Raw genomic sequence first — 17,840 nt, 5'->3', positions numbered from 1 at the left:
CTGAAAATGACCCCTTCCTTGTCAAGAAGAAAGCGATTATAAGGCCGAATCATAACGATCTCACCAAAATCCTAAATTCTCCGAAGGTTTCGGAGTGCCCTTTTAGCTCTTTTAAATCCTGTCCGGACAAAAGTGCGTTGCCTGGAGAACTACAAGGTTCGACTGCAATCGCAGAACGATCAGGTTTTGTATATATTTGATAATAATTTAATGGAATTTGTCCTTCTTCCGGTGGAGGACTTAAAATCGTGATAGAGTATTTTTTGGTTCCATTTTCCAAAACAACTCTAGGTTCTTTTCCATAGAACAAATGATCTAAACTTGGGATCTTCTGGTCTTCCAAAACGGAAGAAATCGAGTTAGAAATAAAAGGCTGGATCGGAACTAAGTTCTCCCCTAATTCCAAATTTTTGTCCAATTGAAGATGAAGTTTCCAATCTTCATCATTTTTTCCTAAATTTATATATGGATGATAACCATAAGCAAATCTAATAGAATCAGATCTTAAATTATTAAATCTAGTCTTCACACTTAGGAGAGTCCCGGAAGAAGTCTCTTCGATTGAATATTCTTCTCGGATTGCAACTCCTGAAAGCGGAGAATCCTTCCATTCTTCCGGAAAGTTTACTCTAAACTCCGCACCCTTTTGGTTATTCTTCAGTTTTAAAAGTTTTCTCTCTAAAGAATGTACTAGGCCATGGACTGGAAATTGATTGGAATCACGGATCAACTGCTTAGCATTCCACACTTTACCGTTTAGGATGAATTCCTGAGATGCATGTCGATTCACCCATGGAAACATTAAAAAATTACCTGATTCGAATATACTTACACTCTTATCATAAGGTAGAATGATCGGAAAAATTTCCTTTGTAATCGGATGGGTCCAGTCCCAAGAAAACCATTGGGTACCGTCGGTCAAAAAACGAGAGTTCTCCGTCCGAAATTCATACATTGCGGGAAGGAGGTTGGGAAAACTAGCTGAGAGGGAAAGTAAAAAACGGATCTGAGACTTTTTTTTGGATGCCAAACAAAAAGGAAAGGAATTGAAGCGATACCCGGCCCTCCCAAAATGGGCAGGAGGCTTTATGATGAAATTCCTACTCCGCAAATCACTTCTATTTGTATTAGGAATCTTGTTTTTAAGCCAATGCTTGTTTCTTTCTTTTCCGAACCAAACTTCTCCTATCCCTAAGGAAAAATTAGTCACCGGTTCTTCTACAGAAAGCCCTGATAAAATATTACTCATTCCTATCGAAGGGGAAATCTCCGGACAAAAATCCTCAGGAGGACTTCTATCCGGAGAAAAGGACAGCATTGTCAGCAGGGTCAAAACCTATTTGTCTATGGCAGCGAGAGATCCAGAGATCAAAGGAGTAATCTTAAAAATAGATTCTCCCGGCGGATCAGTGACTGCGAGCGATCTAATCCATCATGAAATCTTAGAATTCAAAAAGAAGAAGAATGTGCCGGTTCTTTCTCTATTCATGGACACTGCAGCTTCAGGTGCATATTATCTAAGTATGGCAACTGACCATATCCAAGCTCATCCTACAACGATTACAGGCTCCATTGGAGTTCTTAGATTCGGGATCAATGCGAAAGAAGCTTTGGACAAACTCGGTATCAAGAGTAGCACAATTCGTTCCGGTCCAAACAAGGCCACAGGAAACCCGGTAGAAGAATTCACCCCGGAACAAAAGAAAGTTTTCCAGGATATCATCATGGAGAACTACGAAAGGTTTTTAAGTATTATCAAAAAAGGAAGACCTAAGTTAAAAGAATCCGAACTTAGAAAATTAGCAGATGGAAGAATTTACTCTGCAAACCAAGCATTGGAAACAGGACTCATTGATTCCATTGGTTATTTCGAAGATGCGGTTGTTCAAATAACAAAACTTCCTGGATATAAGGCGTCTTCTACACTTAGCCCGAGAATCGTATTCTATTCTTATAAGGGACCTCAACCTGAAAACTTCTACCAAATAGACAGTAATACAGGAACCGGTCCTACATTACTGGAATCTTTGCTGCCGTTCCGTATCTCTCCGGATCATAAATTGCATTATCTATTCTCCCCCGAATAAGGTTTTATAAAATAATTCTAAAATGCTTTTTAACTCCCTTCCCTACCTAGCTTTATTTTCGCTTACATTCCTACTGTATTGGAGCCTTCCTCAAAAAGGAAGGAAACCTTTACTTTTAGTTTCTTCTCTTCTTTTCTATTTTTACTCCGGTGCTGCATTTTCGATCCACTTCTTACTCGTGATCGCTGTGAACTTCTATTTTTCACTTAAACTTTGGAAAAATAAAAGAGAAGGTAAATCCACATCCAAACTTCTTACCTGGATCATAGTCTTAAATTTTATTAACCTAGCATTCTTCAAATATTTCTATTTCTTTTTGGATTCATTGGACTTCTTTACCGGTTCCTTACAATTTTCAGAATTCGGAAAAGGGATCCATATTCCCTTACCTCTCGCGATCAGCTTTTACACATTCCAATTGATCGCGTTGCAAGTGGATATCCACAGAGACCATGTTCCAGAAAGGATCTCTGCATTAGATTATTTCCTATTCATCTTATTCTTCCCTCAATTGATCGCGGGACCGATCATGAGGACCACTGACTTCCTTCCAAAACTGGACAAACCTGCAATCGATTTCAATCGAGTACAATGGGGAGTTTTTCTAATTCTTTCCGGTCTATTTAAGAAAGTAGTGATCGCTGATAATATTTCTGGGATCATCTCCGGGATTTATCAACATCCGGGAGAATATAATTTTTTCAGTTTATATCTAGTAACATTTGGATTTGCATGCCAGGTATATTGTGATTTCAGCGGATACACTGATATGGCAAGAGGTTCCGCATACTTGCTTGGTTATGAGATCCCTGAAAACTTCAGAGGACCTTTCCTCTCTCCAAGTTTCAGAGAATTCTGGGGACGTTGGCATGTTACCCTATCCACTTGGCTCCGAGATTATCTCTATATCCCATTAGGTGGAAGTAGAGGTGGATTCTGGAGAACCCAAGCGAATTCAATGATCACAATGACCTTGGGCGGTCTATGGCATGGAGCGAACTTCGGCTATGTACTTTGGGGTGCATATTTAGGATTGATCTTAGCAGTGGAAAGATTCTTCTCACCGGGCGATCCTAAAAAAGAAGAAGAGCCGAGAGGTTGGAAACGTTTCTGGAAAGTTGCTCTGATCATACATTTATTTGCGATCTCAGGGATCTTCTTCCGAACTGCTGCAGCAGGTAAAAATTCACTCAATCTAGCTTGGGACTATTTTACAGGTTTCTTAAATATCATTGGCGGCAAGGCATTAGTACGCTGGGAAGAATTGGCTGCATTCATTCTTTTCACTTTTCTCTGGAATGCGGTTCAATATTACCCAAGCATCCGAGAAAAGATCCAGATCAGATTCCGCTGGTTATTACCTTCCTTCTCCATCATTATACTTTTATTAATGGGTATATTCGGGGATGGAGGCGGAGAATTTATCTACTTCCAGTTTTAATTTTCCGCAGGGTGAACACTGCGATATTTCCGGTTTGCCTTTCTTCCGCCTGGGAGGGATTTTGGAAGTGTAGTAAGTAAGACGAAACTTACAAATAATGTGTTTCTTTTCTAACGGTTTCCAATGAAAGACATACTTACAGTTTTCAGAATATTTGTATTTCTTTCCCTTTTCAATGGATGTTTTCCACCTTCTTGGATAAGAGAGCTTCCAGAAAGACCAGAATCTTCCAGCGATATTATCCTAAAGGGAATCTATAGCAAAAAACTTCCTCCCTTCTCCCCTTTCACTTCAGTCACTTATAAGGAAAACCATACAGAAAGATTGGAATTTTCTAATTCGGAGAAATCTTTCCAAAAGTACTACTTGAGGGAGATCGAAGAAAAAGGAGAAATTCGTCGAATCCAAATAGAAGGATCCGGGAAATATGAGTCTCGTGGGAACTGGCTTCTGCTTAATACACAAAAAATCAAAAAAGAAGAAACCGTTTGGAAAGATGGAAAACAAATCTCAGGTCCTGAAATAAATTTCCTGGAAACTTCTCATAAACTATTGTATCATTACGATCCTTCAAGCGACACCTTAATTCCTATGATCTATGAATCAGGTTATAGGGAAAAACCTTTCGGTGTAGTGGAAGGGACAAATACACCTTATGCAGAAGATGAATTCTTTCGGATTTCTCGCAGGAATTATTCCAAGAAGGAATACCAAGGCCATGCCTATTTTAAAGTAAGATGAGAAGTTCCACTACGATCAAACAGTACATGAAAGACGCTTGGCCGGTTTTGATCGTGCTGAATCTTTCCATTTTAGGTACTTTAGGGATCGGACTTAAGTTTTATACTCCTCCAATTAGAGTTCCGATCGTTTTACTTTTAGTATGTTGTTTTACTTTATTCATTAACTTTTCTGCATTCGTTCTGTTTTTAACGGAGAAAATCCTACCGAAAGAGCAAGAATTCGGTAAAATAATCAAACGTTTCCGCAGAGGAGATAGTAGGATGCAAAACTACGTTCTTCCTCTGGATTATGTGGATGAAAATTACGAGATCCGCGGAAGATGTATGACCTATAATCCTATTGGAGGGGATTTCTATAATTTTCTGAAAGACAAAGACGGAAATTATTGGATGGGGATTGGAGATACTTCCGGTCATGGGTATGTGGCCGGACTATTCAGTCTCATGATCATGAACCAAATGAGCCATCTGGTCCATAAATTCGAAACTCCTCATGAGATCATAGACCAAATGTTAGAACATTTGGAAGAAAGGACTAATACATTTCCCCATATACACCGTAGTCTTTATGCAACTTTCCTTTTAATGAAGGCAGATGATAAGGGAAATTTTTTACACTCAGGAATTCACCCAAGCCTGGTTTTATATAAGAGCAAAGAAGACAAAACTTACGTAGTAAACACCGACGGAAAATTTCTTTCCACAGTGATGAATTCTCCCCTCAAAAAGCCTAAACCTTCTCAAAGTTTCAAAATGGATAGAGATGATATTCTATTCTGCTTCACTGACGGGCTTTTTGAACAAAAGAACAGAAGTATTGGCGGGTATTACGGAGAGAATTTATACAAATTTTTGGAAACTACTCCCAAGAAGAATATTCGTAAATTAATAGATGATCTATTTTCCGATGTTGTGAAACATACAGGCGGAAGAATACAAGACGATATGAGTCTTTTAGTGGTCAGAAAATTTTAAGAACATAATTTGCTCTTGAACAAAGAGAAATAATCGACGAATCTGTAAGAATGGACCATGAATATTGGGTTGTAAGACTTTCAGGAATCCTAGTCTGGAATGAGAGAGATATTCGTAAAATCCTAAGGGTGGTTTCAGATAGTAGTCTTGTCACAGGACTCACGGAAGAAGAGACACTGGACTTCTTACAATATGGCTTCGAAGAAGAGTTAAATTCCCTAAAACAAACCTACGACTGGACCCTATTCAAAAAACAACTGGTTTCTAAACTTTCCAAAAGAGAGACAAAGGCACCAGGTCTATCCGTTTTACACCCGGATCTATTTGAAGAAGATTAATTTTTTCAAGTTCCCATGATCTATTTCGAGGGAGAAAATTATCATTTTCTATTCTGTAATCCTGACTCTGTAGCAAGGGTACATTCTAAAATTTCTCCCTTTTATGATTTTCCTCTAACCGAAATCGAAGAACTTCCTTATCTATATTCGGAAGCTTCACTCATTCCTAAGTTTCTGTATGAATTAGAGTATGATCGTAAGACTACTCAAAGTTCCGCAATTAAAACGCCTTCCTATTTGAAATTTGCGGAAGGTTTATTGTATTCAGAGGATTCTAAATTTCCTAAGGAGTCCGAGGAAGTTTATGACGGTACTCGTTATCAGATTCATTCGAATCCTTACCGTGTTGTAGGAACTCCAACATCGAAATCCACCGCCCCCATTTTGATCCTTCGGGAAACTTTACAAACACAAGTGGGAAGTATTCAAACTGGAAAGTTTACACTCTTTAGAATATTCCGAAAAAGAATGTTCTCTACTAAATATCTTTCTCTCAGAGATATAGTGAATCCGGAATTAAACGAAGAAGAAGTGATCAAAAAAATTGAAGAGTTGTATTTTGATCCGGAAAGTAAAACCTATCTATTTCGTTTAGTAAAAATCTTATATGCAGGAACTCCTTCTGAAGAACAAGGATTAGTCTCTAATCTATTTACTTACGAGATAGAATTTGCAAAATTTCTGAGAGACCGTATCTTCTCAATTGAAATACTTCCTTTAATACACGGGCCATTCTTAAATTCTATTTTAAACAAACTGGATGAAAGGATCTTAAAATTTTCAGTTCCAAAACTATCTCCCCCCGTTCGCAGAATGGTGGAAAAGAATGTTTCCAAAAATAAATGGAAACAGATCTTAGATGGTCCAAGTAAAAAACCGGAACCGGGAGAATCATTTCCTGAAATTGTAGAGAAAGAGATCTTTAGAAGGTTCTCCCGAAGGATCTATTATGAAGAAGGGAGTTTTCCAATTTATAAAGACTCTGCAGAAGAGGTGACCTCTAAAACAGAAATAGAATTCGAAGGTATCCCGGGAGAGAAGTTCAATCTAAACAGATCCTCGAATGAAATAGAACTCTATGCTATCACTAAGGATAAAATACTTCTCCGTATCCCAAAATATATGGAGATTGTGAGAATCGATATTTATCTTTCCAAAAAAGAAAGAGATGAGTATGAGTTTTTTAAAATTTCCGCGGGTTCTATTTTGGAGATCCCCAGGTATGATCAGGCAAAACTGATCGTTGGAGCAGGCATCAATTCCGAAAGAAAACCTTTAGAATTTAGCCTACTCTCTTTTTCTTATTAATTAGGATTCAGGAGTTAGAATTCTTTTTACAGAATTCTTCCAGACTCGGATTTCCTTTTCTCTTAAGCTGGAGCTTAGTTTAGGAGAAAATTCTTTATTCGTTTTTTGGTTTTTCTTCAGATCGTTTACCGAAGAATAAAAACCTCTTTCCAATCCTGCGAGATATGCCGCTCCTAAAACGGTTGTATCTAGGTTTGAAGGCCTTACGATCTTCTTCCCTAAAATATCAGCTTGGTATTGCATGAGCCAATTATTAGCGGTAGCTCCCCCATCTACTTTTAGGACTTTCAATTTGGAGCCTGTATCGTTCTCCATCGCTTCTACTAGTTCATAAGATTGTAATGCGATTGATTTTAATGCGGCCCTTGTGATCTGCTCCTGAGTGGTGTCTCTGGTTAAACCAAGAATTGCACCTCTTGCATTCATATCCCAATAAGGAGCACCTAAACCGGAAAATGCAGGAACAAAAACAACTTCGTCATCCTTGGTTACGGAAGAAGCCATCTTCTCGGAAAGTTTGGATTCCTTAAAGAATCTTAGATTATCTCTTAGATATTGGATTACCGCCCCACCAATAAAGATAGAACCTTCTAGACAATAAACAGTTTTTCCTTCCGGCCCACAGGCAAGAGTTGTGATCAGGTTATTTTTAGAAATTTGTAATTTGTTTCCCGTATTAAACAATAAGAAACATCCAGTTCCGTAAGTGTTTTTTGCTTCTCCAGGTTCGGTACATAATTGCCCGAATAGCGCTCCCTGCTGGTCACCCACTAAAGAAGAGATTGGAATTCCATCAGGCAGACCCTTAACTCCTTCTGTTCTTCCAAACAAACTGCTAGAGTTATGAGTTTCAGGAAGGATTGCTTCCGGTATTTGTAATATTTTTAATAATTCCTTATCCCATTCTTTCTTTTCAATATTGAAGATAAGAGTTCTACTCGCGTTTGTATGGTCCGTTTTATGGGATTTTCCTGCAGTCAAACGATATAGAAGATAAGTGTCTATGGTTCCGAAAAGAACTTTTCCTTTTTCTGCTTTTGCTCGTACACCTTTAACATTATCTAAGATCCATCTGATCTTGGTTCCGCTGAAATATGCATCTACAACTAGGCCGGTTTTCCTTCTGAATATTGGCTCTAAACCTTCTTTCTTTAATCCGGAACAAAAATCAGAAGTTCTACGACATTGCCATACGATCGCATTATAAACAGGAACACCGGTATCCTTATCGAATAGTACTGTAGTCTCTCTTTGGTTGGTAATACCTATTGCGACTGCTTTTTCCGGTTTTAATTTCCCATTACGAATCGCTTTTAAGATAAGCTTTTCAGTTTTTGCCCAGATCTCTTCAGGATCGTGTTCCACCCAACCTGGTTTAGGAAAATGTTGTTTAAATTCGGAATATGCGCTTGAGACCACTGTCCCGGATTTACTAAAACAAAAAGTACGTATACCTGTGGTACCAGCATCAATTCCGATGATATATTCACTCATTCGATTACTCCCTGATCGATTGAATTAAAGATTAAATTTGGATTTCCAGACCTTCTCTTGCCATGATGATCTCTAATTGGTTATCCGGATCAAACATTTCTTTGTATTTAATCGCGCGCAGATAAACTGCATCCAATTTTTCGTCATCATAAGAAGGATCATGGTGGAACATTACTAATTTTTTAACATTCGCTCTTAGAGCGATGTCTGTCGCCATGGAAGCAGTACTATGCCCCCAATCGATTTTCTGTAAGGACTCTTCGAAAGTATATTGAGTATCGAATACCAGAACATCTGCTCCTCTGAAATAGTTCAGATAATCTTCTATATTCTCCATCTCGTCCAGATTGAATTCTGCATCTGAAGCAAAAATAAGAGCTTTGCCATCTTCTTCAAACCTATAGGAAAAACTTCCGCCTGGATGGCGGACTGCTTTAGAAATGGAAGTTATAGAATCTGTTACTCTGAATGCCCTACCTTCCGGAACATGGCGGAAAATTTTCTCCGCTTGGAAACCGTCGAAAGGAACCGGGAAATGAGTGAAGGTGTGTTGGTATCTCAATCTTTCTTCTAAATTTTCTACAGAACTTACGAATTCGAATTTATTGCCCGGAGTATACAAAGGAACGAAAAATGGGATTCCTTGGATATGGTCCCAATGAGTATGAGTGAAGATCCAAACCGCCTTCCCTTTTCCGGAAGCGTAACCTTCGTGCAAGATGGAGTTTCCCAGTTCTCTTAAACCGGTACCTCCGTCTATGATAACAAGTTTATCGTCTTTATCTCGGATCTCTATGCAGGTAGTATTTCCGCCATAGGTGCTCCAATTGGAAAGAGCCAAGGAGTCTAAAAAATCCTCGATTGCCTCCGGACTTTGGAGGTCGGACGGAGATGCCAAGCTTAGTATCCTAAGAATTTTAGATCGAATCAGGTCTCCCTGAACGGGGGAAGAAATGGAGCCCCGCACTCCCCAGAATTTGATCCGCATACAGTTTTAAATATCGTCCGAAACCTGTAGTTTCGGTAGAAAATCGAGCACTCAGTTTTACTGAATCAGTAGTTTTTGCGAGCGATTTCTTATTTTATTTGAAATAGATTTAGATCAGTTTTTGTTCTAAAAAAGAGTTTACCTCCTCTTTGCCACAAATTAGTCTATTGGATCGGGTTCCCTCCCGGTTTAGAAATTAATTCCGAGAATTCTTTCGGAGATCCGTTGTTTTCTTAACCCGAGGATAGTCAGAGAAATAGAGATCGGAGCCACTCATTGGAAGGTTTTCAAACAGACGTATCCCTAGAACAAGGATCTTGTGTAGTTAAGATCCAGGGCAATGTAAGCCTGAAAAACGCATTTGCGTTAAAGGAACTCATCATTCGCCAGTTCGACGAAGGCCATAAGGATATCATCCTGGACTTTGAGGGGGATGTATACCTAGACTCTTCCGGGATCGGTGCCATCTTCAATACACAAAAGTACGTCACAGAAAGACATGGTCATCTGAAGCTTAGAAACCTAAGCAGAGACGTAATGACTATTTTAAGGATCGCAAATCTAGATAAACATCTGGATATTATCCAATAACAAACCTAGTTTCCCTTTTCAAAAGCCTATGTTAGAAGTTCTTAGGATCTATACGGATAGTCCTCTCAGAAATTTTACTTACCTGGTCCGAGAACCAAATTCTAAAAAAACACTTTCTATAGATCCGTATGATCCGGACCAAATTTCTCAGGTTTTGGAGAATAAGTCCTGGGGCCTTGACTATATTTTAAACACACATGAGCATAATGATCATACCTGCGGGAATGATGGTCTTGTTTCCAAATATAAAGCTAAGGTTTTAACCCATCCTGCTGGGCTTGGAAAAATCCCTCATGCTTCTCATTCCCTGACAGAAGGAGAAAAAATTTTAGAGAGTCCTGACGGAAATTCTTATCTGAAAATAATTTATACACCTGGTCATACATTCGCTCATGTTTGCCTTTTGCAGATTGAAAATGGATCTACCTATGCAGTGTTCACCGGAGATACTATCTTTAATTCAGGTGTGGGAAATTGCACCAGAGGTGGGGATCCTAAAACTCTATATGAAACCGTTCTCAAAGAATTTCAAAATCTTCCGGGAAACGTTAGACTATACCCTGGGCATGATTATCTCAAAAACAATCTGAAATTCAGCCTTTCTATTGATCCTAAAAATGAGGCAGCAATCAAAGCCTTATCCAAAGTGGAAGGTATGAAAGAAGACCGAGAATTTTGGACTACAAACTTCTCGGAAGAAAGGACATTCAACCCATTCTTTCTTGTTTTTGATCCGAAAGAAAATTTGGTGTCCGGTATTAGGGAAAAAATGCAGGACCAATCCATGTCGTCGGATCCTCAAACTCTATTTATTGCTTTAAGATCTCTCCGGGATAAATGGTAGAAGAGCCCCATTCCTTCTCCTTTTTATTTTCCCGAAATCAGTACAAACAATATCTAATATTTTGTGAATAAGAGAGAATACTATGGTAAATTTTTGAGATTTATCTGAGGCTCTCTCCAAAAGAATTCTTTTCGTTTAGAAGTATCCCATTCTCCATTGAATTAACCGCATGAAAAAGTATGATATTTTAGTAATAGGCTCTGGAGGAGGAACAAAGCTAGTCACTCCTCCTTCAAAACTTGGCTATAAGGTAGCAATTTTAGAAAAAGATCGTTTGGGGGGAACCTGTTTAAATAGGGGTTGTATTCCTTCTAAGATGCTCATCCATCCCGCGGAAATTTTAGCACAAGCAAAGGATGCCTCCAAATTTCAATTGGGAATCCCAGGCCCTTTCTCGGTCGATTTTAAAACTTTGGTGGAAAGAGTTTCTGCAACAGTAGATGCGGACTCCGACAGTATTATCCCTGCTTACGAAAAAAACCCGAATATAGACTTTTATCCTTACGAAGGTAGATTCGTAGAGAACAAGGTAGTAAAAGTAAACGGTGAACTACTCACTGCTGATCGTATTTTTATCGCTGCTGGATGTAGGCCTTCTATCCCAAATATTCCCGGGCTTGCAGGAACTCCATATATGACCAGCAGAGAAGCACTTAGAAGGACCGAACTTCCTAAAAAACTTTTGGTCATAGGTGGAGGATATATTGGTCTGGAACTTGGATTTGCATATTCCGCATTCGGTTCTAAAACCACTTTTATCGTTCGAAACAGAATGCTTTCTCATGAAGATAAGGATATTATAGACGGTTTCGAAAAAGCATTTTCGAAAAGGGAGGATGTTCGTTTAGGAACAGAAGTGACAAAGGTAGATTATAAAGATGGAATCTTCCGCCTTGAGTGTAAAAATTCTTCGGAAACTTATACATTAGAAGGGGATGCGTTACTTGTCGCCACAGGGATCAAACCGAATACGGATTGGTTGGACCTCCAACACACTAATATCCAAACGGATGAAAAAGGTTATATAAAGACAAACGAGTATTTCGAAACTACTGCTGACGGTGTTTATGCCTTGGGAGATATTATTGGAAAATATTTCTTCCGACATTCAGTAAACTTTGAGGGAGAGTTCCTATATAACTCCTTATATGTGGACAAACATAGAACTCCGGTCGAATATCCACCTGTTCCCCATTCAGTATTTACCCATCCTCAAGTAGCAGCTGTGGGCAAAACAGAGCAACAATTGAAGGAAGAAGGGACCGAATATCTCTCAGTAATACATCCTTATTCAGGAAGTGCCACAGGAATGGCTAGACTATCCGAAGACCAATTCGTCAAAATATTAGTAAGCCCAAAAACCAGGAAAGTCCTGGGAGCCCATATCATAGGCGATGAGGCCTCTAATCTCATTCATCTTTTTATACTCCTGATGACCATGGGTGGGACTCTAGATGACTTGCTAAAGATGATTTATGTTCATCCCGCTTTGCCTGAAATCGCAAGAAATGCAGCCAGGAAAGCAAGAGAAATCTTAAGCTCTTCCTAAAGCCAAAAGATTGTCGAAACAGGGCTTGTTCAAAATCATAGAATTGGAGCGATTTTTCAGGAATGAACAAAGCCTTAGAGATAAAAAATTTGGTGAAGACCTATGCCGGGGGGGTGCAGGCCTTAAAAGGGATTGATCTGACTGTGGACGAAGGGGACTTTTTTGCCCTTTTAGGTCCAAACGGTGCGGGAAAGTCCACTACGATCGGTATCTTAAGTTCCCTAATAAATAAAACTTCTGGAGAAGTGAAAATTTACGGGGCCGACATAGACAAAGAACTTACATTAGCAAAATCTTATATTGGTGTGGTTCCGCAAGAATTCAATTTTAATATTTTCGAAAGAGTAGAACAGATAGTCGCCAACCAGGGCGGTTATTACGGTCTTTCTAGAAAAGTGGCTGTAGAAAGAACTCATAATTATTTAAGCCAATTAGGTCTCTACGAAAAGAGAAAGGAAGGCGCAGGCAGACTTTCCGGTGGAATGAAAAGAAGGCTGATGATCGCTAGAGCCTTAGTTCATAATCCAAAAGTTCTGATCTTGGATGAGCCAACCGCGGGAGTGGATATAGAGTTTAGAAGATCTCTTTGGGACTTCTTAGTTAAACTGAACGAATCAGGGATCACGATCATTCTCACCACTCACTACTTGGAAGAAGCCGAAAATCTCTGTAAGAAGATAGCAATCATAGACCAAGGAAAGATCGTAGAGAACACTTCTATGAAGGAACTTTTGGTCAAACTAGACAGCCAGACATTTATACTGGATCTAAAACAACCTGTATCTTCTACTATCGATCTAAATGGCTTCCATTTAAATAAATTGGATGACCTAACATTAGAAGTGGATATAGGTAAGAATAATTCGTTAAACGAGTTATTCCGACTATTAGATAAAAGCGGAATCCAAATATCAAGTATGAGAAACAAGTCCAATCGATTGGAGGAATTATTTTTGAAATTAGTGGAGAAAAAATTATGAACTTCCAAGAAAAATTAAACGCGTTCTCCACAATCGTTCGAAAAGAAACTGTTCGTATCCTAAGAATTTGGATCCAAACATTGATCCCTCCAGGCATTACAATTTCATTATATTTCCTTATCTTTGGAAAATTAGTAGGTTCTCAAATTGGGGACGTAGGTGGTCATACCTATATCCAATTTATAGTTCCTGGACTCGTGATGATGTCAGTGATACTGAACGCTTATAATAATGTGGTATCTTCCTTTTTTGGAGCAAAATTCGGAAAGAATATAGAAGAACTATTAGTTTCCCCTACCCCAGCTTATTTGATCGTTCTTGGATATTCCATCGGAGGAGTCGTCCGAGGAGTTTTAGTCGGTTTTATAGTAACACTTGTGTCCCTATTTTTCACTGAAATAAAATTATATGATGTAGGGATCGTAATCATCACAGTGGCACTTTCCGCTTTGATGTTCTCTATGGGAGGATTTTTGAATGCGCTTTACGCTAAAAAATTCGATGATGTAACCATCATTCCAACATTCATACTGACACCTCTTACCTATTTGGGTGGAATATTCTATTCTATCAAAATGCTTCCGGATGCATGGCAAATCGTCTCTAAGTTTAATCCTATTTTATATATGGTGAACGCTTTCCGTTATGGATTTTTAGGAGTCAGCGATATTGATCCAGCAGAGGCGATCGGACTTTTAGTGGTAGGGACAATTTTCCTTTATTCCCTCTCCGTATTTTTGCTCAGCCGTGGTTATGGAACAAGGACCTAAAATGCAAGATATGTTTATAGAAATGGAAAGGCTTTTAAGAAATGGACTATCTCCTTCCGAATTAAAGATCGAAGATTTTTCAGAACAACATGCAGGACATTCTGGGAACCCTACCCGAAAAAAAAGAGGGACCCATATTCGGATCTTTATCACGAGCCCAGAATTCCAAGGAAAATCACTTTTAGAACAACATCGTTCCGTTTACCAGATTATGGATCCATTCCTAAAAGAATGGGGTGTCCATGCGCTGGAATTAAAGACCTCCACCCCTTAGAAAAAAGATTGTCCGGGAAGAGATTCTAAAAAGTGCTGATACTATAAGAGTCTAAGATATAACAGATGACTGTCCAAGAAATTCAGGAAAAAATCCAAACGGGACTTCCAGGCTCGGAAGTAGAGATCCAAGATCCGTACAATGACGGAGTACATATCAAAGCGATTGTAAAATTTTCCGGATTTGCCGGAAAGTCCATCGTGGAACAACACAGAATGGTGTACGCCACATTAAAGGACGAACTAAAGGCAGAAGTCCATGCATTAGGACTGGAAACCAAAGTATCATAATTATCAGATAGGAACAAGTATCATGGATAAAGAATTACAAGATAAGATAGAAGGATTGATCGCTTCTAAAAAAATATTTCTGTTTATGAAGGGAACTCCTGACGCTCCAATGTGCGGTTTTTCCGCAGGAGTAACCAATGTTCTAAGAAGTTTAGGTGCAGACTACAATTCATTCAACGTTCTTTCCGACATGTCTGTCAGAGAAGGGATTAAAGAATTCGCGAACTGGCCAACCATTCCTCAGTTATATATCGACGGGGAATTTGTCGGCGGTCACGATATCGTTGTAGAAATGGCAAGAAGCGGAGAACTTCAAAAAAAGATCGGCGTTTAATATGATGAAACTCTTCCAATACGATACCTGTCCATATTGCGCCTTTGTTCGCGGTCATTTTTCCGAAATGGGTCTGAAAGAAGGTAAGGACTACGAATTGGTTGAAGCCAGTCGAGGAACCCCTGGCAGAGAGGAGGTCCTACGTTTAGGAGGACTCTCCCAGGTTCCTTTTCTGGTAGATGGTGATATCAAAATGTATGAGTCCAGAGATATCGTGGACTATGTAAAAAGTAAAATTCAAAAATTAGGAACTGTAACCTAATACGTCTAAAATCCTCTCTCCTACCTTCCTATTCTTCCCTGAATAAGGATAATTATGAATATATAATACAGGATTAAAGTTTAATTCTAAGATCCTGTATTCTCCTGCGGACTCCAATTCTTTTACTATAATATCCACACCACAGATCTTTGCATCAACCGCTTTTGCGGCTTGTACAGCCAGTTTTTTATAAGAAGAATGTGCAATATCCGTTACATCTACTGAGTCGCCACCAGTACTGATATTCGAATTTTTGCGAACAAAAACCTTTTCACCGGAACCGGGAATAGATTCTGGAGTTTTGCCAGATTCTTTAAGAACGTTTAGCTCTGTATCATCTAATCTGATCTTTTCCAAAGGAGTCACATGCCCTACTCCTCTTCTTGGATCTGAATTTTTTTCTTCGATCAGTTCACGAATGGTCTTTTTGCCGTCACCTGTCACGTTCGCGGGAATACGATTGCATACTGCTACACATTCATCACCGATCACTAAAAACCTATATTCGTTTCCTTCCGCAAATTCCTCAACAATTGCAGTTTCAGAAAATCCAAGTGCAATTTCTAATGCCTTCTTCTTTTCTTCATTTGAAGAAGAAGGAGGAAGAATGCTGATCCCGATCCCGAAATTAGTAGTAACAGGTTTTACTACCATCTTCCTATCAGAGTTTTTATTTAAGAAATCTAAGCCGGAGTTGAGATCCGAAACTGCCGTTCCTCTCGGAACTAATATATTCGATTCTTCTAAAATACGCTTAGTGATGGTTTTGTTTTCCATTACTAAGAAGGTCATATAAGAGTCCAGTTCCGTTTTGGAGGCCTCTTTTACGAGTCTTATGATCCCTTTACCTGAAAGTCTAATAAAATGGCTTGGACGGTCTAAAACTTCTACTTCCAACCCTCGATTGAGCGCATCTCGGATCACTATTTGAGTGGAAATTTCTAGATCTTCGAATCCTTTTAAGATAAATTCATTCGGATCTAATTTTTGCCCAGCTTCCAGTTTATATTTCAATGGTTGCAGATCCTTGCAGTCGGGTTCTTTTTTACTTTTTCGGATTCTTCTATTTTGACTCTTTCTGCCAGAGACTTTTGCACTTCTTTGGCAAACATAGCGAATTTACCAGGTGTAAGCTCCATCTGGGATTGATTCCTATAATTTTCTTTAGCTAAATGGATTCCCAGATCCCTAAACTCCCAGCCCTCGTTAATGATCCGGTCCATTAGTTTTCCGGAAGGAGTACACGAAGCGTCTTCCCAACGTTTATTCATGATATTCAAAATTTCTTGGTAGAATCTTTTTCCAGTGTGACGATCCAATTCCTCCGCAATAGGTAAAAGGTTCTGGGTGAATTCTTTTCCTCTAGTTAGAAAATCCTGCTCTTCTCCATCTTCTCCCAAAACTTTTAAACTTGGTCTTCTTCCTTCCCAGATAATCCGCTTTGTATTTTCCCTGATCCTAAGTTTTTCTTTTTGATCAATAGATTTACTTTCTTTTAATAAACCATCTATAAGAACCATTTGAATATAACCAAGGCTTGGCTTATGAATTCCGGTTGGAGATTCAGGTTGAAGGTCTAAACAACGGATCTCAATGTATTGGATCCCTCGACTTTGGAGCGCATCCAATGGTCTTTCATCATTTTTAGGTATTTGTTTAGGCCTAATAGGAGAATAAAATTCGTTTTCTATCTGAAGATAATGATCATTTAACTGGTTTGGAATTCCACCATAAGATTGGTATTTGGTATAAGGAGTGCTGACAGCATAACACATTCCATCTATATATTCCTTTAAAGAATTATAATTGATCGGAAGCTCATCCTGAACCTTGCTAGTATATCCTATCTCGCTCATTCTTAAAGAAGTAGCGTAAGGAGCGTAATAAGTATGGTTTTTATGTTTTACGAAAGGAAAATCACTAGGCACAGGTAAGAATGTTTCATCAAAAACCGGAGTCGCACCCGTTAAATAAAGAATTTCAGGAACTCTTCTCATAAAATTGCGAGTAACTGAAAGATATAACTCTGAAATTTCCTCTTTAGTGAATGAATGTATCTCTTTCCCTAAAATTTGTTTTAAGAACAGATTGGAAAAAGAGAAATTATAATGAACTCCGGAAATTGTCTGCATCCTTCTTCCGTAACGAAGACCTAAACCGTTTCGATAGACTGTTTTCCATTCGCCCGAAAACGAATGACCATACTGTCCCAAAGGAATATCCTTATCTTCTTTAGGAAGAATAGGAGGCATACTAAAAGGCCAAATCCATTCTTCTTTTAAATGTCTGGAAGTAAATATATGCAAATCTTGCAATTCTCTTACTATCGCTTCAATACGAGGACGAGGGTTCGTTGCGAATTCAAGTTGAGGTTCCGAAAAATCAGTCTTAATGAAATGGTTTGTAAGACTGGAACCTAAGGATTCCGGATGAGGAGTAGTAGCAATTTTTCCGTCGAAAAATATACGCATACTTTCCTTTTCCAAACCATGTTTTGCTTTTACAGCATGACGCAGATTTGGAAATACCGGAGATTTGGCGGATCGATTCATTTTATATTCCTAATTCTATT

Annotated in this window: 20 protein-coding genes; 15 read left to right on the top strand and 5 right to left on the bottom strand. The window is 38.8% G+C overall.

Features of this window, described 5'->3' with window-relative positions:
• Positions 1 to 49: 49 nt before the first annotated feature.
• Positions 50 to 922, bottom strand: a complete 873-nt coding sequence (locus CH377_RS08785) for an aldose epimerase family protein (RefSeq protein ID WP_100723475.1) — start codon at positions 920 to 922, stop codon at positions 50 to 52.
• 166 nt (positions 923 to 1,088) lie between these two features.
• Between CH377_RS08785 and sppA the strand changes: the two genes are divergently transcribed.
• The 6 genes from sppA to CH377_RS08755 all read left to right on the top strand — a co-directional run bounded on the left by sppA (position 1,089) and on the right by CH377_RS08755 (position 6,892).
• Positions 1,089 to 2,087, top strand: a complete 999-nt coding sequence (gene sppA, locus CH377_RS08780; protein ID WP_243402090.1) for a signal peptide peptidase SppA — start codon at positions 1,089 to 1,091, stop codon at positions 2,085 to 2,087.
• Positions 2,088 to 2,109: 22 nt separating this feature from the next.
• Positions 2,110 to 3,528, top strand: coding sequence for an MBOAT family O-acyltransferase (locus tag CH377_RS08775; protein WP_100723442.1), 1,419 nt, complete (start codon positions 2,110 to 2,112; stop codon positions 3,526 to 3,528).
• A gap of 123 nt (positions 3,529 to 3,651) precedes the next feature.
• On the top strand, positions 3,652 to 4,269 hold the full coding sequence (locus CH377_RS08770) for a hypothetical protein (protein WP_100723441.1): 618 nt from the start codon (positions 3,652 to 3,654) through the stop codon (positions 4,267 to 4,269).
• Complete coding sequence (locus CH377_RS08765) at positions 4,266 to 5,246, top strand: PP2C family protein-serine/threonine phosphatase (protein WP_100723440.1); 981 nt, start codon at positions 4,266 to 4,268, stop codon at positions 5,244 to 5,246. The genes CH377_RS08770 and CH377_RS08765 overlap by 4 nt, the downstream gene beginning before the upstream one ends.
• Before the next feature lie 50 nt (positions 5,247 to 5,296).
• Positions 5,297 to 5,584, top strand: coding sequence for a hypothetical protein (locus CH377_RS08760; RefSeq protein WP_100723439.1), 288 nt, complete (start codon positions 5,297 to 5,299; stop codon positions 5,582 to 5,584).
• A 15-nt stretch (positions 5,585 to 5,599) separates the two neighbouring features.
• Positions 5,600 to 6,892 carry a hypothetical protein gene (locus CH377_RS08755; RefSeq protein ID WP_100723438.1) on the top strand — a complete coding sequence of 431 codons (1,293 nt, stop codon included), beginning with the start codon at positions 5,600 to 5,602 and terminating at the stop codon, positions 6,890 to 6,892.
• Here the strand turns inward: CH377_RS08755 and glpK are convergent, their stop codons facing one another.
• Both glpK and CH377_RS08745 read right to left on the bottom strand, forming a co-directional pair.
• Entirely contained in the window at positions 6,893 to 8,386 is a 1,494-nt protein-coding gene (glpK, locus tag CH377_RS08750) for a glycerol kinase GlpK (protein WP_100723437.1), read from the bottom strand. It abuts the gene before it with no gap.
• A gap of 31 nt (positions 8,387 to 8,417) precedes the next feature.
• Complete coding sequence (locus CH377_RS08745; protein ID WP_100723436.1) at positions 8,418 to 9,374, bottom strand: MBL fold metallo-hydrolase; 957 nt, start codon at positions 9,372 to 9,374, stop codon at positions 8,418 to 8,420.
• 276 nt (positions 9,375 to 9,650) lie between these two features.
• On the opposite strand from CH377_RS08745, the gene CH377_RS08740 reads away from it, so the two are divergent.
• The 9 genes from CH377_RS08740 to CH377_RS08700 all read left to right on the top strand — a co-directional run bounded on the left by CH377_RS08740 (position 9,651) and on the right by CH377_RS08700 (position 15,268).
• The gene (locus tag CH377_RS08740; protein WP_020768055.1) at positions 9,651 to 9,965 is read left to right on the top strand and encodes an STAS domain-containing protein; all 315 of its coding nucleotides are present in this window, start codon (positions 9,651 to 9,653) and stop codon (positions 9,963 to 9,965) included.
• A 28-nt stretch (positions 9,966 to 9,993) separates the two neighbouring features.
• Positions 9,994 to 10,809 carry a hydroxyacylglutathione hydrolase gene (locus CH377_RS08735; RefSeq protein WP_100723435.1) on the top strand — a complete coding sequence of 272 codons (816 nt, stop codon included), beginning with the start codon at positions 9,994 to 9,996 and terminating at the stop codon, positions 10,807 to 10,809.
• A 169-nt stretch (positions 10,810 to 10,978) separates the two neighbouring features.
• Complete coding sequence (locus CH377_RS08730; RefSeq protein ID WP_100723434.1) at positions 10,979 to 12,358, top strand: dihydrolipoyl dehydrogenase; 1,380 nt, start codon at positions 10,979 to 10,981, stop codon at positions 12,356 to 12,358.
• Positions 12,359 to 12,420: 62 nt separating this feature from the next.
• Positions 12,421 to 13,338 carry an ABC transporter ATP-binding protein gene (locus CH377_RS08725; protein ID WP_100723433.1) on the top strand — a complete coding sequence of 306 codons (918 nt, stop codon included), beginning with the start codon at positions 12,421 to 12,423 and terminating at the stop codon, positions 13,336 to 13,338.
• Entirely contained in the window at positions 13,335 to 14,108 is a 774-nt protein-coding gene (locus CH377_RS08720; protein WP_100723432.1) for an ABC transporter permease, read from the top strand. The genes CH377_RS08725 and CH377_RS08720 overlap by 4 nt, the downstream gene beginning before the upstream one ends.
• Position 14,109: 1 nt before the next feature.
• On the top strand, positions 14,110 to 14,382 hold the full coding sequence (locus tag CH377_RS08715; RefSeq protein ID WP_100723431.1) for a BolA family protein: 273 nt from the start codon (positions 14,110 to 14,112) through the stop codon (positions 14,380 to 14,382).
• 65 nt (positions 14,383 to 14,447) lie between these two features.
• Positions 14,448 to 14,672, top strand: a complete 225-nt coding sequence (locus CH377_RS08710) for a BolA/IbaG family iron-sulfur metabolism protein (protein ID WP_100723430.1) — start codon at positions 14,448 to 14,450, stop codon at positions 14,670 to 14,672.
• A gap of 22 nt (positions 14,673 to 14,694) precedes the next feature.
• Positions 14,695 to 15,006 (top strand): Grx4 family monothiol glutaredoxin, encoded by a 312-nt coding sequence (gene grxD / locus CH377_RS08705; RefSeq protein WP_100723429.1) that lies wholly within the window; start codon positions 14,695 to 14,697, stop codon positions 15,004 to 15,006.
• 1 nt (position 15,007) lies between these two features.
• The gene (locus tag CH377_RS08700) at positions 15,008 to 15,268 is read left to right on the top strand and encodes a glutathione S-transferase N-terminal domain-containing protein (RefSeq protein WP_086448863.1); all 261 of its coding nucleotides are present in this window, start codon (positions 15,008 to 15,010) and stop codon (positions 15,266 to 15,268) included.
• Here CH377_RS08700 and gshAB read toward each other — a convergent pair.
• Entirely contained in the window at positions 15,251 to 16,291 is a 1,041-nt protein-coding gene (gene gshAB / locus CH377_RS08695; RefSeq protein WP_165780500.1) for a bifunctional glutamate--cysteine ligase GshA/glutathione synthetase GshB, read from the bottom strand. The genes CH377_RS08700 and gshAB overlap by 18 nt on opposite strands.
• Positions 16,279 to 17,820: a glutamate--cysteine ligase gene (gshA, locus tag CH377_RS08690; protein WP_100723427.1), complete on the bottom strand. Its 1,542-nt coding sequence runs from the start codon at positions 17,818 to 17,820 to the stop codon at positions 16,279 to 16,281. The genes gshAB and gshA overlap by 13 nt, the downstream gene beginning before the upstream one ends.
• Between the last annotated feature and the right edge of the window lie 20 nt (positions 17,821 to 17,840).

The organism is Leptospira haakeii (assembly GCF_002812045.1).
In the GTDB taxonomy this organism is placed as follows: domain Bacteria; phylum Spirochaetota; class Leptospiria; order Leptospirales; family Leptospiraceae; genus Leptospira_B; species Leptospira_B haakeii.
The sequence above is the reverse complement of the archived record's forward strand: the minus strand, read 5'-3'. Positions and strand labels throughout refer to the sequence as shown.

What these genes read in the sequence shown, in the direction of transcription:
- sppA (WP_243402090.1), top strand. Translation starts at nt 1,089, where the DNA reads ATGATGAAATTCCTACTCCGCAAATCACTTCTATTTGTATTAGGAATC.
- CH377_RS08775 (WP_100723442.1), top strand. Translation starts at nt 2,110, where the DNA reads ATGCTTTTTAACTCCCTTCCCTACCTAGCTTTATTTTCGCTTACATTC.
- CH377_RS08770 (WP_100723441.1), top strand. Translation starts at nt 3,652, where the DNA reads ATGAAAGACATACTTACAGTTTTCAGAATATTTGTATTTCTTTCCCTT.
- CH377_RS08765 (WP_100723440.1), top strand. Translation starts at nt 4,266, where the DNA reads ATGAGAAGTTCCACTACGATCAAACAGTACATGAAAGACGCTTGGCCG.
- CH377_RS08760 (WP_100723439.1), top strand. Translation starts at nt 5,297, where the DNA reads ATGGACCATGAATATTGGGTTGTAAGACTTTCAGGAATCCTAGTCTGG.
- CH377_RS08755 (WP_100723438.1), top strand. Translation starts at nt 5,600, where the DNA reads ATGATCTATTTCGAGGGAGAAAATTATCATTTTCTATTCTGTAATCCT.
- glpK (WP_100723437.1), bottom strand. Translation starts at nt 8,386, where the DNA reads ATGAGTGAATATATCATCGGAATTGATGCTGGTACCACAGGTATACGT.
- CH377_RS08745 (WP_100723436.1), bottom strand. Translation starts at nt 9,374, where the DNA reads ATGCGGATCAAATTCTGGGGAGTGCGGGGCTCCATTTCTTCCCCCGTT.
- CH377_RS08735 (WP_100723435.1), top strand. Translation starts at nt 9,994, where the DNA reads ATGTTAGAAGTTCTTAGGATCTATACGGATAGTCCTCTCAGAAATTTT.
- CH377_RS08730 (WP_100723434.1), top strand. Translation starts at nt 10,979, where the DNA reads ATGAAAAAGTATGATATTTTAGTAATAGGCTCTGGAGGAGGAACAAAG.
- CH377_RS08725 (WP_100723433.1), top strand. Translation starts at nt 12,421, where the DNA reads ATGAACAAAGCCTTAGAGATAAAAAATTTGGTGAAGACCTATGCCGGG.
- CH377_RS08720 (WP_100723432.1), top strand. Translation starts at nt 13,335, where the DNA reads ATGAACTTCCAAGAAAAATTAAACGCGTTCTCCACAATCGTTCGAAAA.
- CH377_RS08715 (WP_100723431.1), top strand. Translation starts at nt 14,110, where the DNA reads ATGCAAGATATGTTTATAGAAATGGAAAGGCTTTTAAGAAATGGACTA.
- CH377_RS08710 (WP_100723430.1), top strand. Translation starts at nt 14,448, where the DNA reads ATGACTGTCCAAGAAATTCAGGAAAAAATCCAAACGGGACTTCCAGGC.
- grxD (WP_100723429.1), top strand. Translation starts at nt 14,695, where the DNA reads ATGGATAAAGAATTACAAGATAAGATAGAAGGATTGATCGCTTCTAAA.
- CH377_RS08700 (WP_086448863.1), top strand. Translation starts at nt 15,008, where the DNA reads ATGATGAAACTCTTCCAATACGATACCTGTCCATATTGCGCCTTTGTT.
- gshA (WP_100723427.1), bottom strand. Translation starts at nt 17,820, where the DNA reads ATGAATCGATCCGCCAAATCTCCGGTATTTCCAAATCTGCGTCATGCT.